Origin of the sequence: Collinsella sp. AF23-2, from assembly GCF_003459245.1 — a bacterium.
Lineage (GTDB): Bacteria > Actinomycetota > Coriobacteriia > Coriobacteriales > Coriobacteriaceae > Collinsella.
Window position 1 is genome coordinate 60,079 of sequence record NZ_QRVG01000001.1, and the last position, 15,636, is coordinate 75,714.

The 15,636-nt window shown below is 62.7% G+C and carries 10 protein-coding genes; 7 read left to right on the top strand and 3 right to left on the bottom strand.

Going from position 1 to position 15,636, the window contains the following annotated elements; all coding sequences use genetic code 11:
• Window positions 1-2 precede the first annotated feature (2 nt).
• On the top strand, window positions 3-749 hold the full coding sequence (locus DWY03_RS00295; RefSeq protein WP_117802953.1) for a DeoR/GlpR family DNA-binding transcription regulator: 747 nt from the start codon (window positions 3-5) through the stop codon (window positions 747-749).
• Window positions 750-1,144: 395 nt separating this feature from the next.
• Here DWY03_RS00295 and DWY03_RS00300 read toward each other — a convergent pair whose 3' ends face one another.
• Both DWY03_RS00300 and DWY03_RS00305 read right to left on the bottom strand, forming a co-directional pair.
• Complete coding sequence (locus DWY03_RS00300) at window positions 1,145-1,804, bottom strand: RluA family pseudouridine synthase (RefSeq protein WP_231500732.1); 660 nt, start codon at window positions 1,802-1,804, stop codon at window positions 1,145-1,147.
• A gap of 15 nt (window positions 1,805-1,819) precedes the next feature.
• Window positions 1,820-4,315: a U32 family peptidase gene (locus tag DWY03_RS00305; protein WP_117839654.1), complete on the bottom strand. Its 2,496-nt coding sequence runs from the start codon at window positions 4,313-4,315 to the stop codon at window positions 1,820-1,822.
• Window positions 4,316-4,615: 300 nt separating this feature from the next.
• Between DWY03_RS00305 and DWY03_RS00310 the strand changes: the two genes are divergently transcribed.
• Window positions 4,616-4,993, top strand: a complete 378-nt coding sequence (locus DWY03_RS00310) for a RidA family protein (protein WP_089572469.1) — start codon at window positions 4,616-4,618, stop codon at window positions 4,991-4,993.
• A 108-nt stretch (window positions 4,994-5,101) separates the two neighbouring features.
• Here DWY03_RS00310 and DWY03_RS00315 read toward each other — a convergent pair whose 3' ends face one another.
• Window positions 5,102-5,758, bottom strand: a complete 657-nt coding sequence (locus DWY03_RS00315) for a transcriptional regulator (protein WP_231500731.1) — start codon at window positions 5,756-5,758, stop codon at window positions 5,102-5,104.
• 352 nt (window positions 5,759-6,110) lie between these two features.
• On the opposite strand from DWY03_RS00315, the gene DWY03_RS00320 reads away from it, so the two are divergent.
• The 5 genes from DWY03_RS00320 to xdh all read left to right on the top strand — a co-directional run bounded on the left by DWY03_RS00320 (window position 6,111) and on the right by xdh (window position 15,486).
• Complete coding sequence (locus DWY03_RS00320) at window positions 6,111-7,505, top strand: uracil-xanthine permease family protein (protein WP_055252519.1); 1,395 nt, start codon at window positions 6,111-6,113, stop codon at window positions 7,503-7,505.
• Window positions 7,506-7,700: 195 nt separating this feature from the next.
• Window positions 7,701-9,056 (top strand): putative aminohydrolase SsnA, encoded by a 1,356-nt coding sequence (gene ssnA, locus DWY03_RS00325; protein ID WP_117802957.1) that lies wholly within the window; start codon window positions 7,701-7,703, stop codon window positions 9,054-9,056.
• A 149-nt stretch (window positions 9,057-9,205) separates the two neighbouring features.
• Entirely contained in the window at window positions 9,206-12,205 is a 3,000-nt protein-coding gene (gene ygfK, locus DWY03_RS00330; RefSeq protein WP_117839655.1) for a putative selenate reductase subunit YgfK, read from the top strand.
• 11 nt (window positions 12,206-12,216) lie between these two features.
• Window positions 12,217-12,696, top strand: coding sequence for a 4Fe-4S binding protein (locus DWY03_RS00335; protein WP_055252516.1), 480 nt, complete (start codon window positions 12,217-12,219; stop codon window positions 12,694-12,696).
• Between the two features lie 12 nt (window positions 12,697-12,708).
• Complete coding sequence (xdh, locus tag DWY03_RS00340; protein ID WP_117839656.1) at window positions 12,709-15,486, top strand: selenium-dependent xanthine dehydrogenase; 2,778 nt, start codon at window positions 12,709-12,711, stop codon at window positions 15,484-15,486.
• Window positions 15,487-15,636 lie beyond the last annotated feature (150 nt).

Sequence of the window (15,636 nt, forward strand, 5' to 3'; positions counted from 1 at the left end):
CGATGCTAGCGGAAGATAGGCTCAACGCGATCGTGTCGATGGTTCAGCAGACCGGCTCGGTTACCGTGTCGGAGCTTGCCGAAGCCCTGGGCGTGACGGCGTCTACCATTCGGCGCGACCTGCAGACGCTCGACCGAGCACACCGTATCGCCAAGGTGCACGGAGGCGCGACAAGTCTGGAGCGCGCGCACGTAACGCGCGACCTAACGCTTAATGAGCGCAGCGACCTCCATAACGATGACAAGGAGCGTATCTGCGCCCGTGCGGCGGCGCTTGTGGAGCCTGAGAGCTTTGTATACATCGACTCGGGCTCGACGACGCTCAGGCTCATCGAGCATCTTCCCCACCTTGAAGATGTCACCTACGTGACCGATTCCGTGCTCCATGCTCAGCGCCTTGCTTTGCGGGGTATGCGTACCGTGGTGCTGGGCGGCGAGCTCAAACCCGAGACCGAGGCGCTCGTTGGCCCCGATGCCTTGGCAACCTTAGATCGCTACAACTTCAACTGTGGCTTTTGGGGCTCTAATGGCATCGCCGCCGAGCAGGGCTTCACGGCGCCCGATATCGAGGAGGCCCAAGTAAAGCGCATCTCGATGCGTCATACGGCCAAACGCTTCGTAATCTCGGACGCCAGCAAATTTGGCATGGTGGCGCCCGTCAAGTTTGCGGACTTCCGCGACGCAACGATTATTACCGCAGGCGAGGTCCCCGCCAAGTACCGGACAATGGACAACGTCGTCACGGTCTAGCGACGGGAAGGCCAAAACCACCACAAAGGGGACAGGCACCTTTGTGGTGGGTCAATGGAAAAGCGGCAACGACCATCCCGGGCGCTGCCACTTTTGTTGTCTACCGGTTTATCTAAATCTGTAACAACCAGACCGTTAAAAGCAGGCTAGATGTTACAGATCGAGATACTTACGAACCGCGCCGTCCCTTTGTCTCAATCTGTAACATCTGGGACTGATTTTGCCGAGTTACTGTTACAGATTGAGATTATTCCCTTGAGGGGATTCGAATGTCTCGATCTGTAACAGATGGACCGCAAAATGGGCTTTAGCTGTTACAGATCGAGATGTTTGGGAATCCGGCAGAGCCATCGCGGCAAAACCACCACAAAGGTGCCTGTCCCCTTTGTGGTGGTTTAGGGCTCCCAGGGGCAGGGGGCTTCGATGTGAATGTGCTCGCCGGTTACGGGGTGCGTAAAGGACACGCTGTGGGCGTGGAGCATCAGGCCGCAGGGGCGCGGCGTTCCGTACAGGTCGTCGCCTACCAGGGGATGACGCTCGCTGGCCAGATGCACGCGGATCTGGTGCTTGCGGCCGGTGAGAAGCTCGACATCGATATACGAGCGCGTGGGCAGGCCTCGGCGGCTCTTGAGGCGCTTGAGCACCTTCACGCGCGTTTGAGACGGCTTGCCGCTGGCGCCGACGCGCATCTTTCGACTGTCGTGTCGGTCGCGGGCGATGGGCTTGTCGATGAGCTTTTCGTTCCAGTCGATCTTGCCCTCGGCGAGCGCCAGGTAGTGCTTTTCGAAAGCGTGGTCGATGACCATCTGGTCAAAGGCGGGCTGCGTCTGCTTGTCGAGCGAGAACAGCACCACGCCGGTGGTGTTGCGGTCCAGGCGGTTAAGCGGCTGCATGTCGGTTGCGGCAAAGCCGTCGCCCATGGCAAGCAGCAAGTCGCTGGCGTAGTCGGTAAGCGTGCGCTCGCCGGTGCCGTCGCCGTGGACGATCATGCCGGCGGGCTTGTCGATGGCCATGAGCCAGGCGTCGCAGTAGAGGACTTGAGGTTCTTCGTTCACGTGTAAGCCTTTCGGTTAGCTAATTCCCACAAACATGCAGCCCGAGGTGGCCCCGCGCAGGCGGGCGGCGGGCTTACGGCCGGCCTGCGCGGCCTCGACGGCGCGACGGACGCGTGCGACGGCGCGGCCCAACTCATCCGTCTCGAGCAGCGTGCCGTCCACCATAAGACGACGGACGCCGGCGTCGAGCAGCTGTGGCACCTGCGGCGTGAGGTCGATAGGGTAGGCGTCGTACAAGCGAGAGCGGCCATGGATGTCGGTGCGCACGGGCATGACCTTGCCGTCGATATTCTTGAGCGACAGCTTGCGGGCGCGCAGACGGCAGTTGGCGCAATCGTGGATGCAGCCATTGGCCACCTGCAGGATGCAGTGCTCGCTCGTCATAACGCGCGGGCGGCCGAACACGGTGATGCCCAGGGCTGCGGGCGCGGAGGTGCCAAGCGAGACGATCTCGTCGAGCGTGATCTCGGGCGAGAGCCAAAACGCGCCGGCTCCGCGCTCGGCAAGTGCCTCCATGCAAGGGGTGTTGTGCACGGGCAGGCAAGAGCGGATCTCCGCCGTGGCGCCAACCTGGGCGGCCAGGGCAAGCTCAGAGATGTTGCCAATAGCGACCGTGGCGCTGGCAACAACCCACGGGTCGACGCGTACGTGGTCAACGGCGCGGCAGACCTCGTCGAGTACGGGTACGATGCCCTGCTCAAGCGCATCGGCGGGGGAGAGCTCGGCCGCATCGAGCGCGTCGGTGGTCATGTAGATGCGCGTTGCACCCTCGGCGCGAGCGGCCTCGGCGGCCTCGAGCGAGGTGACGGTGGCGCAGATCTGCGGCTCATCGCGGTAGTGCTCGGGCGCGGGGCGGGAATCACTGGTGACAATCGCCGGCAGCTCGAGCGTGCGGGCACGCTCCTCGTACGGCGCCAGAATGGCCTTTTCCAGCGCCTTGCAAGCGGCGGTGCGTACCTTGTGCACAGCGGAGAAGCCCATGCCGCAGCCTTCATCGAGCGCCACATCAAAGCTCGCGGCCTCAAAGGGAGAGGAGCCCATGCGGCCCACATGCTCAACCAGATCGGATGCCTCGACGGCGCGGGTCTTGGCAGCCTCGACGGTAAAGCCCGTGGCCGTGGCCGTAAGCGATGGGGCGTCGCAGCAGGTGAGCGTGACGACAAACGGTTCGCCCAAACGCGCCACAACGGTTACATCAACGGCGCGGCGGCGCAGCACGTCGCGCTTGAGCGCGGCGCCGGCGGCGTCGATGGCGCGCTGGCTGCGGATGATGCGCACGCGGCAGCCCTCGGGCATGCTGCGGGGCACGCGACATTCGATGATGTCACCGGCGGCGGCATCATCGGTAGCGATAGTGGTTAGGAACTGATCGAACTCGTCGTCGTGGCGAAGTTCCAACAAGTCGCCCTTGCCCACGGGCTCAAACAGCTCAATGCGGGCGATGGCGGCGCGGCGACGACGATCGTCGGGTTTGAGCCCGCGCACGTCGCGGTTGGCCAGGCGGCTGCCCAGTACCGTGCCCACAATCTGGCCGCGGTTGTTGGAGCGCTCGTAACTCATCATCTCGTCGCCCGAGGTGCCGTCCTGATAGGCGTGCGTAAAGTCGCGGTTAAAGCAGCGCTTGAGTTGGCGCTGGCGAGCGGCGTCCTCGTGCTTATCTACGGCGACCCCGGCCAGCATGTCATCGATTTGATGACGATACACATCGACGATGGAGTACACGTAATCGGGCGCCTTCATGCGGCCCTCGAGCTTGAGCGATGCGGCGCCGGCGTCATACAGACGGCGAACGAGCTGCGAAGTGTTGGTGTCGCGCGGGCATAGAGCGCGCTCGCGTCCGGCAGGGGAGAGCGCGCGGCCGTTCTCGTCGATCAGCTCGTAAGGCAGGCGACAGGGCTGAGCGCACATGCCGCGGTTGGCCGAGCGGCCCGCCATGGCAAAGCTCGATAGCAGGCACAGGCCCGAGTAGCAAAAGCAGATGGCGCCATGGCTAAAGACCTCAAGGTCCACATCGGGCGCGGCATGGTGAATGGCGGCGATCTCGTCGATGGAAAGCTCGCGCGAGAGGGTCACGCGGTCAGCGCCCTGCTCGCGGCACCAGATGGTTCCACGGTCATCATGGATGTTCGCCTGGGTCGAGATGTGTGTCTCGATGCCGGGCATGGTGTGCTTGACCTCAAAGAACAGGCCCCAGTCCTGGATGATAAAGGCGTCGGCGCCCAGCGTGGAGCAGCGGTGGATGAGTTGCAGTGCGTCGCCCAGCTCGGACTGCTTGATGACGATGTTGACCGTGACATAGACGCGCGAGCCGGCCAGGTGTGCAGCACGGCAGGCCTGCTCAAAGGCCTCGTCGGTAAAGTTCGTTGCCTTGCGGCGGGCGTTGAAGCTGCCCATGCCACAGTAGATGGCGTCTGCCCCGGCAGCGAGTGCGGCGGCAAAGGGTTCCGGGCCTCCGGCGGGGGCCAAGAGCTCGGGTCTGCGGTTGGTGGTTCGACTGGCGGTTGCGGTCATATCCTGCCTTTCAAAATGCTCAGATACTCAAAAGTATAGTGGCGCTGGCGCGACAGGCGATGCCCGTGGTCCAAGCGGGATAAAGTCTTCAGCAGCTTGGGGTGGCTGCCACAGAACAGAACCGTTCGGCGGTTCGGAGAAACCGTTGGGCGATAAATCTTTCTCGCACAATAATAAAATTCTTGCACAGCGCGAAATCCTTGGTTACTATCCCAATCAAGCGCGGTGTTCAGACCGAACTGTGCCTCCCGGTGTGAACACCGCGCTCACGCTCTCTCAACTGATCGTAAGGAGAAAAACATGAGCAAGACCGTCGTGTCTTCCGATAACGCACCCGCAGCCATCGGACCGTATTCCCCCGGCATCCAGACCGGCAACATGGTGTTCCTGTCCGGCCAGCTGGGCATCGACCCCGCAACCGGCAAGCTGCCCGAGGGCGTCGAGGCCCAGGCCAAGCAGTCCCTCGCCAACGTCGAGGCCCTGCTGACCGCTGCCGGCGCCACCTTTGCCGATGTCGTCAAGACCACGGTCTACCTGGCCGACATCGCCGACTTCGCCGCCGTGAACGAGATCTACGCCTCTAAGTTCGAGGCCCCGTTCCCCGCGCGCAGCGCCTTCCAGGTTGCCGCCCTTCCGGCTGGCGGTCTGGTCGAGATCGAGGTCGTCGCCGCTCTCTAAGGCGTTGGCCACAACTAAACATGACATGCAAAAAGACCCTGCAGCGCGAGCTGCAGGGTCTTTTGTCAAGTGACGGATCGCTTATGGAGCCGCGCTCCATTTTGCTTGTTAGCCTTCCTTGCGAACTTTTTGTAGGTAGCGGTAGACGCTGGGCTCCGAGATGCCGAGTGCGGTCGCGGCGCAGGCAACAGCGCCCTTGAGCATAAAAACGCCGTTGCCGTTAAGGTGGCGAATAACGTCCACACGATCGGCCTGCCCGAGCGAGGCGACATCCTGCCCGCGGCTTTCGAGCAGCTCGGAAATACTGCGGTCGATGAGCTCCTGTGTAGACTCCGAAAGACTTTCAACCTCGATAGACGCGGGCTCCGCCTGCCTTGGCACAGCGTCGAAGCATGCCATGAGCTGCTGCGCCATGGCGTTGATGGAGCGCACGGTCGAGAGGTCGGTGTTGACGCAGAGCATACCGACGATCTCGTTATCCTCGCGGATAAAGTACGTCGCGGACTCCAGTGTCTTGCCACCGGCACCGCGCCCCTCGTAGCCCGTAATAAACGGCAGGTCGCGATACTTGGGGTCGTGCATGATCTTGAGCGCCAGATCGGTGGCGGGACCGCCGACCTTACGGCCGCTTACGATGCCGTTGCGAATATCGACGATGGCATGGTCGGGATCCGAGAAATCGTGCAGCACGATTTCGCTGTTTTTGCCGAGTATCTGCTCAAGGAAATCGACCATCGGCAAAAAGCGACGTACGGTCTCGTTCACGGGCAACTCCTTGGGATGAAATCGGAAATGTTCATAACAATTTTTTCTCATGGTAACACGGTGTCTATTGACTCGCATATTCGCAGGTACATTGCGTAATACGGACGAGCGGTAGGAATTTGGCGGTAAACGGTCGACCAAAAGAAAAGTTAGATGTTATTTTGACAAGACACTTTCCTGACCTGCGGAAATGCATAATCCCAGCTCAAGAACAGTCTGATAACAAAAAATTATTATTGAGAATGAGAAAAATCTTTAATACGATATGCAACGAAGGCACAACCTCACCCCCGCACTGCGTCACAATAGAGCGTTAGATGCGAAAACAACTACTTCGAGGATTGGTGGTCAAATGGCCCAGGAGACGGTTACGAACGGCACTGAAGCCCTGTTCACTCGTGAAGGCATGCCTCCCGTTAAGGAAATGATCCCGTGTGCCCTTCAGCACGTACTGGCATCGTTTGCCGGCATCATCACCCCGGCTGTCATCATGGCCGGCGTCTACGGCTTTAATAGCCAGCAGAGCACCGACATCATCCAGGTCGCGCTCATTCTTTCGGCAATCGACACGGCCCTTCAGGCCTTCGCTCCCTTCCGTCGCATCGGCGGCGGCCTGCCCATCGTCATGGGCGTTTCGTTCGCGTTCTTACCGGCCCTGCAGGCCATGGGTGCCTCGGGCTTTAGCTTTGGTGCGCTGTTGGGCGGCGAGATCGTCGGCGGCGCCGTCGCGGTCCTCTTTGGTCTGGCCTACAGCAAGATCAAGTGGCTGTTCCCGCCCGTCGTGACCGGTACGGTCATCTTCTCCATCGGCGTTTCGCTGTATCCCACGGCCGTCAAGTATATGGCCGGCGGTATGGGTACGCCACTGTGGGGCACCCCGCAGGCCTGGTGCGTCGCTCTTATCACCTTCGCCGTGGTCTTTGCGCTCGCCAACTTTGGCAAGGGCACGCTCAAGCTGGGATCCGTGTTCTTTGGCATGATCGTTGGCATGATCGTCTCCATCCCCTTTGGCATGATCGACTTCTCCAGCGTCGCCACCGCTCAGGTCTTCGCCCTTCCCAAGCTCATGCCCTATGCGCTCGAGTTTGATCCCGAGGTCTGCATTACCCTCGCCGTCGTGTTCCCCATGGTTGCCATCCAGGTTATCGGCGACGTCTCCGCCGCCTGCCTGGGCTCCATCGACCGTATGCCCACCGAGCGCGAGCTCTCCGGCGCTATCGTGTCCCAGGGCCTCACCTCTATGGTCGGCGGCCTGCTGGGCGGTCTTCCCACCAGCGCCCTTGGCCAGAACGTGGGCATCATCTGCTCCAACAAGGTCGTCAACAAGTGGGTCTTTGTGATCATCGCGGCCGTCTTTGCCATCGCCGGTCTGTTCCCGCAGCTCTCTGCCGTCCTTTCCGCTATCCCGCAGCCCGTCATCGGCGGCGCGACCGTCGGCGTCTTTGGCACCATCACCATGAACGGCGTGCGCATGTTCACCCGCGAGGGCCTCACGCAGCGCACTACCACCATCGTCGGTACCTCCGTCGTCTTTGGCCTGGGTATCTGGATGGCCAGCGGTTGCCTTGCCGGCGAGGGTATGCCCGCCTGGGTATCCACCGTCATCGGCTCCAATGCCGTAACCCCCACCGCCATTATGGCCATTGTCCTTAACCTGATCCTTCCGCAGACGCCGGTCGTGGCTCAGCACATCGATGCTGCCAAGGACGCCGCTGTGGATCTGGTCTTGCCCGAGAGCAAGAAGTAACCAATTCGGTGCTATTCGTCGGCGGGCGCATCGCCTCGTCCGCCGACGTCATGCGGCGCCAAGCCGCACTTCAAAGGGTTTGTCCCTTTGGTGAAGCGTTGACGGGAGAGGGCCCGTTTCCGGTGTAGGCCGGCGCTTCGCACTCCGCCATGTCAGAGGTGTCAAACCCCGCCCCTGATGTTGAAGGGAGCATTCATGCTTCTGGTCGCTAACGGTTCCGTTTTTACCCGCAACGCTCAGACCCCGTTCATTCCAAACGGTGCGGTCGCCATTGACGGAGATACGATCGTCGAAGTAGGTCCCGAGTGCGAGCTCAAGGCCAAGTACCCGGATGCCGAGTACGTCGACGCCCAGGGTAACCTCATCATGCCCGGACTCATCAATTGCCACACCCACATCTACTCGGGTCTGGCCCGCGGCCTTGCCATTAAGGGCTGCAACCCCACCAACTTCCTGGAGAATCTTGAGCAGCAGTGGTGGAAGATCGATGACAACCTGACGCTCGACGGCACCAAGGCCAGCGCCTATGCCACGATTCTTGACTCCATCCGCGATGGCGTCACCACGATCTTCGATCACCATGCGAGCTTCTGCGAGATCCCGGGTAGCCTCTTTACCATTAAGGACGCCGCTCAGGAGCTGGGCATGCGTTCGTGCTTGTGCTACGAGGTCTCCGATCGCCGCGGTCAGGAAAAATGCGACCAGGCCATTGCCGAGAACGCCGAGTTTGCCCAGTGGGCCGCCAAGGAGCGTCGCGATAACGACAACCACATGATCGCCGCCATGTTTGGCGGTCACGCCACCTTTACGCTGTCGGACGAGACCATGGACAAGATGGCCGAGGCCAACAACGGCCTGACCGGCTTCCACATCCATGTGTGCGAGGGCATGAATGACGTGTGGGACTCCCGCCTCAACCGCGGTGGCATCAGTCCCGTCGAGCGCCTGCTGCAGCACAACCTGCTGGGTCCCGACACCATGCTCGGCCACTGCATCCACGTGACGCCCGCCGAGATGGATATCGTCAAGGAGTCTGGCACCTGGCTCGTCAACAACCCCGAATCCAATATGGGCAACGCCGTGGGCTGCGCCCCCGTGCTCGAATTCTTCCGCCGCGGCATCCCCGTGTGCATGGGCACCGACGCCTACACCCACGATATGCTCGAGAGCCTTAAGGTTTTCCTGATCATTCAGCGCCACAACGCCGCCATGCCCAACGTGGGCTGGTGCGAGGCCATGACCATGCTGTTCGAGAACAACGCCAAGATGGCGAGCAAGTACTTCGATCGCAAGCTCGGTGTGCTCGAGGCCGGCGCTGCCGCCGACGTCATCGTCATGGACTACAAGCCCTTTACGCCGCTGAGTGAGGAGAACATCGACGGCCATATGCTCTTTGGCATGATGGGCAAAAACTGCCGCACCACCATCATCAACGGCCGCGTCCTGTACAAGGATCGCGAGTTCGTTGGCATTGATGAGGACAAGATCAACGCGTGGACCATGGCTGAGTCCAAGAAGCTCTGGAGCACGCTCAACGATCGCGCCTACTAATTCACAAGTAGATTCGCGCGCGTCGGATGTTTCGCCGCATCCGACGCGCGCATAGGCGGCCTCCGCGGGGTCGCCGGCGCTGTGCTAGCGCTACACCGTATTTGCGCCCGCCGCGCGGTCTCGCCGGGCGTTACAGAGAGGAGCTCACTATGAGCGACATCATGAGGCCGATCCCGTTTTCGCAGCTGATGAACTGGATCATCGAGGAGCACAAGACCCAGGACGCCATCTTTGGCGTGCGCAAGATGGTCACGACCAACCAGGAGGGCGCGCTTCCCATTTTTGACGAGCGCATCGAGACTCCGTTTGGCCCGGCCGCCGGTCCCAATACGCAGCTTGCCCAGAACATCGTGGCATCCTATGTGGCTGGCTCCCGCTTCTTTGAGCTCAAGACCGTCCAGGTTATGGACGGCGAGGAGCTCTCCAAGTGCGTCAACAAGCCCTGCATCGTGGCTCAGGACGAGTGCTACAACTGCGAATGGTCGACCGAGCTCGAGGTTCCGCAGGCCTTTGCCGAGTACGTGAAGGCATGGTTTGCCTGCCACCTGATCGCTCGCGAGTACGGTCTGGGCAGCCCGGACGGCTTTGTCTTCAACATGTCGGTGGGCTATGACCTGGAGGGCATTAAGAGCCCCAAGGTCGACGCGTACATCGAGGGCATGAAGGACGCCAGCAGCTCCGACGTCTGGAACGAGTGCCGCGCATGGGCACTCGCCAACCTGGACAAGTTTGAGCATGTCGACGCTGCGTTTGTCGAGTCCATCCCGGCGCGCGTCTCCAACTCCATCACCGAGTCTACCCTGCACGGCTGCCCGCCGGCGGAGATCGAGCGCATCGCGACCTATCTGATCACCGAGAAGGGCCTCAACACCTACATCAAGTGCAACCCCACGCTGCTGGGCTATGAGTTTGCCCGCCAGCGCCTCAACGAGCTGGGCTTTGACTACATCGTCTTCGATGACACGCACTTCCGCGAGGACCTGCAGTGGGTCGACGCCGTGCCCATGTTCGAGCGCCTGATTGCCCTGTGCGCCGAGCGCGGCCTGGAGTTTGGCGTCAAGCTGACCAACACGTTCCCCGTCGACGTGACGAGGAACGAGCTGCCCTCCACCGAGATGTACATGTCGGGCCGTTCGCTGTTCTCGCTGACCATCGAGGCCGCCCGCCGCATTACCGGGCAGTTTGACGGCAAACTGCGCATCAGCTACTCCGGCGGTGCCACGGTCTACAACATTCGCGCCCTGTACGATGCCGGCATTTGGCCCGTCACCCTGGCGACCGACGTGCTCAAGCCTGGTGGCTACGAGCGCTTTAGCCAGATGGCCGGCGAGTTTACCGATCTGGACGGCAAGCCGTTCGCGGGCGTCTCTCTCGAGGCCGTGACCGCGATCCAGGCCGACTCGCTTACCAACCCGCTCTACAAGAAGCCACTGCGTCCGCTACCTGACCGCAAGGTCGCCGGCAAGAGCCCGCTTTCCGACTGCTTTACCACGCCATGCCGTACGAGCTGCCCCATCCAGCAGGATATTCCCGCCTACCTGGCGGCTGTTGACGAGGGCCGCTTCGAGGACGCGCTCAACATCATCATCGAGCGCAACGCCCTGCCGTTCATTACCGGCACCATCTGCCCGCATCCCTGCGGCCGTGCCTGCGAGCGTGCGTTCTACGAGCCCGAGGGCGCCCAGATCCGCGCCAGCAAGCTCAAGGCCGCTCGCGAGGCCATGACCGCCGTGCTGCCCAAGCTGCGCGCCCAGGCCATCGCCAACGACGCCGAGCGCAACGTTGCCGTTATCGGCGGCGGCCCTGCCGGCCTGGCGACGGCGTTCTTCCTGACGCGTGCCGGCGTGCCCGTCACCATCTTTGAGGCCCGCGATTCGCTCGGCGGCGTGGTCCGTCACGTGATCCCCGAGTTCCGCATCTCGAGCGACGATATCTCCCACGATGCCGAGCTCTGCCTGGCCTTTGGCGCCAAGGTTCAGCTTAACGCCCGCGTGGAGTCCATTGACGAGCTCAAGGCCCAGGGCTTTACCGACGTGGTCGTGGCCACCGGTGCCTGGATGCCCGGCTCTGCGGGCCTGGGCGAGGGTGCCGAGCTCGACGTGTTGGAGTTCCTCGAGGCCGCCAAGAAGGGCGAGAAGCTCGAGCTGGGCGAGGATGTCGTGGTCATCGGCGCCGGCAACACCGCCATGGACGCGGCCCGCGTGGCCAAGCGCCTGGCTGGCGTGAAGAACGTGCGCCTGGTGTATCGCCGTACCAAGAAGCAGATGCCCGCCGACGAGGAAGAGCTCGATCTTGCTCTTGCCGACGGCGTTGAGTTCTGCGAGCTGCTGGCGCCCAAGGCGCTCAACGGTGCCGTGCTGACCTGCGATGTTATGGAGCTTGGCGAGCCGGATGCAAGCGGCCGTCGCAGCCCCGTCGCCACGGGCGAGACCGTCGAGCTTTCCGCCACCACGGTGATCTGCGCCGTGGGCGAGGGCATCGACGCCAGCCTGTACGATGCCGCGGGCGTCGAACACGACCGTCGCGGTCGCCTTGCCGCCACCTCCACCGGTGTCGAGGGCATCTGGGCTGCGGGCGACTGCCGCCGCGGTCCTGCCACCGTGGTCGAGGCTATTGCCGACGCCGCCGAGGTCGCCCGTGCCATCGCCGGCGTGGACTTTAACAAGTACGCCGACTGCAACGAGCAGGCCGGCCGCGAGGACACCTGCTACGAGCGCAAGGGATCGCTGTGCCGCGACAAGCGCAACTGCACCAAGACCCGCTGCCTGGGCTGCGGCTCGGTGTGCGAGGTCTGCTGCGACGTGTGTCCCAACCGCGCCAACGTGGCAATTAAGGTGCCGGGCCTGGCCAAACATCAGGTCGTCCACGTCGATGGCATGTGCAACGAGTGCGGCAACTGCGCCGTATTCTGCCCCTACCAGGAGGGTCGTCCCTACAAGGACAAGCTCACCCTGTTCTGGAGCGAGCAGGACATGGAGAACTCCGAGAACGAGGGCTTCCTGGCTGTGGACGAGGACCACTTTAAAGTCCGCGTCGCCGGCACGGTCCGCACCGTCTCGGTCGATGCCGTCAACACCGGTCTGCCCGAGGCCGTCCGCCTGACCATCAAGGCCGTGCGCGACAGCTATCCGTATCTCCTTAAGAAATAGGCGAGTCTCTTATGGCCAAATCCATTCAACATAACGTGGCCTACGTTGCCTGCGGAAGCGGTTGCGCCTCCGCAGGCGGCGACGCCCGCTGCAGCGAAGGCTGCATTGGCTGTGGCGCCTGCGTCACGGCCTGCCCCCACGGTGCCATTGCGCTGGTCGATGGCATCGCCCGCGTGGATCGCTCCAAGTGCACGGGCTGTGGCCTGTGCGGCATGGCGTGCCCGCAGCGCGTGATTGCCTTTGTTCCCGGCTACCAGAACATCCTGGTGCGCTGCAACAACACCGATAAGGGCGCCATCGCCCGCAAGATTTGCGACACGAGCTGCATCGGTTGCGGCATGTGCGCCAAAAAATGCCCTGCCGGCGCTATCCGCATCGAGGACAACTGTGCCCACATCGACGGTGCGGACTGCCTGTCGTGCGGCATGTGCGCCGTCGTTTGCCCGCATGGCGCCATCCACGACCGCACCGGCATCGCCGCCGGCGTGTAGAAGGGAATCACCATGGCACAGGAATTCACTTTTACCGTTAACGGCGTCGAGCACACGACGACCCAAAACAAACCGCTGCTGCGCTACCTGCGCGACGACCTGCACATCCATTCCGCCAAGGACGGCTGCTCCGAGGGTGCTTGCGGCACCTGCACCATTCATGTGGACGGTGCGGCCGTCAAGGCCTGCGTGCTGACCACCGCCCTTGCCGCCGGCCGCAACATCGTGACTGTCGAGGGCCTGCCCGAGGACGTGCGCGAGGCCTTTGTGTACGCCTTTGGCGCCGTGGGCGCCGTGCAGTGCGGTTTTTGCATCCCCGGTATGGTCATGGCAGGCGCGGCGCTGATCGCCGAGGACCCCGAGCCCACCGAGGAGCAGATCAAGTACGCCATCCGCGGCAACGTCTGCCGCTGCACCGGCTACAAGAAGATTATTGAGGGCATTTCGCTGGCCGCTGCGGTGCTCCGCGGCGAAAAGCAGATCGACGAGGACCTGGAGCGCGGCGACGACTACGGCGTGGGCAAGCGCGCCTTCCGTATCGACGTGCGCAAGAAGGTGCTCGGCGAGGGCAAGTACCCCGATGACATCGACGAGCTCGATCAGCCGGACCTGACCTATGCCAGCGCCGTGCGCTCCAAGTATCCGCGCGCCCGTGTGCTTTCCATCGACACCTCCAAGGCCGAGGCCCTGCCCGGTGTGGTGGGCATCCTGCGCGCCGAGGATGTGCCGGTCAACCAGGTCGGCCACCTTATCCAGGATTGGGACGTCATGATCGCGGCGGGCGATATCACCCGCTGCGTGGGCGATGCCATTGTGCTGGTGGTTGCCGAGGACGAGGCGACGCTCGAGAAGGCCAAGAAGCTCGTAAAGATCGATTACGAGCCGCTGGAGCCCGTGCGTAACATTGTCGAGGCCAGGGCTGCCGACGCCCCGCGCCTGCACGACAGTTTCTTTGCCTTTGGCAACACGGTGGAGCTCAAGGACAACGTGTGCCAGAGCCGTCACGTGACGCGCGGCGACGCCGCCAAGGCGCTGGCAGAGAGCGCGTTCACCGTGACGCAGCGCTTTACCACGCCCTTTACCGAGCATGCCTTCTTGGAGCCCGAGTGCGCCGTTGCCTTCCCGTACAAGAACGGCGTCAAGGTGCAGTCGACCGACCAGGGTGCCTACGACACGCGCAAAGAGTGTGCCCACATGTTTGGCTGGGACAACGAGCCCGAGCGCGTGGTCGTCGAGACCATGCTCGTGGGTGGTGGCTTTGGCGGCAAGGAGGACGTGTCCATCCAACACCTGGCCGCGCTCGCCGCATATAAGTTCCAGCGTCCTGTGAAGTGCAAGCTCACGCGCGCTGAGTCGCTTGCGTTCCATCCCAAGCGTCATGCCATGGATGGCACCTTTACGCTGGGCTGCGACGCCGAGGGCAACTTTACCGGCCTGGACTGCGAGATCAACTTTGACACCGGCGCCTACGCGTCGCTGTGCGGCCCGGTGCTCGAGCGCGCCTGCACGCATGCCGTTGGCCCCTACAAGTACCAGAACACCGACATTCGCGGTTTTGGCTACTACACCAACAACCCGCCCGCCGGCGCGTACCGCGGCTTTGGCGTCTGTCAGTCCGAGTTTGCGCTCGAGAGCTTGATCGACTTGCTGGCAGAGAAGGTCGGCCTGGACCCGTGGGAGATCCGCTACCGTAACGCCATCGAGCCGGGCGAGGTTTTGCCCAACGGCCAGATCGCCGATTGCTCCACGGCGCTGAAGGAGACGCTGCTCGAGGTCAAGGACGCCTATTATGCGCATCCCGGGCACGCCGGTATCGCCTGCGCCATGAAGAACGCCGGCGTGGGTGTGGGCCTGCCCGATGCCGGCCGCTGCAAGATTCGCGTCGAGGACGGCGTGGCCGTGGTCTATGCCGCCACGTCCGACATCGGCCAGGGCTGCAACACCGTCTTTTTGCAGGACGTTGCCGAGGCGTGCGGTCTGCCGCTGAGCTGCATCGCTAACGGCGAGTGCTCTACCGAGAACGCTCCCGACTCCGGCACCACGTCTGGCTCGCGTCAGACGGTCGTGACTGGCGAGGCTGTGCGCGGTGCCGCCTTCCTGCTGCGCGATGCCATGCTTGACATCGAGGCCGGCAAGCCTGCACCCGATACTCCCGTGAGTGCGCATGGCGACGGCGTCAAGATCGAGTACGACGACGGTCGCGCCTATCAGCTGCGCACGCAGGAACTCGTCGCCGGCCAGGGCATGCATCCTCAGGATCCCACGGCCGCCATCAAGGCGCTCGAGGGATGCGAGTTTGGCTACGTGTACCTGGAGCCGACCGACAAGCTGGGCGCCGACGTTCCCAACCCCAAGAGCCACATCTGCTACGGCTTTGCCACGCATGTGGTCATTTTGGATGATGACGGCCGCGTGAGCGAGGTCTATGCCGCGCACGATTCCGGCAAGGTTGTCAATCCCATCTCCATCCAGGGTCAGATCGAAGGCGGCGTGCTCATGGGTATGGGCTATGCGCTTACCGAGGATTGGCCGCTCAAGGACTGCGTACCCCAGGCAAGGTACGGCACGCTCGGGCTGTTCCGTGCGCCCGAGATTCCGGATATCCACGCCATCTACGTGGAGAAGGACGAGCTGCTGCCCGTGGCATATGGTGGCAAGGGCATCGGCGAGATTGCAACGATCCCCACGGCGCCCGCCGTGCAGAATGCCTACCGCGCGTTTGACGGCAAGCTGCGTCCGGATCTGCCCATGGTGGATACGCCGTACAGCCGCGCCCGTCACCGCGGGTAGGGTGGAGCGCGAACGGCCATTGCTGACGGGCTGTTCGCGCTCAACATCAACTGTATATGCTGCGCCTTTGGCCCCAGTTCCATCTCGAGCCGGGGCCTTTTGTTTGGAGCGGAGGCAGCATCCCGGAATTGGCGCTCAGAATGGGGTGCA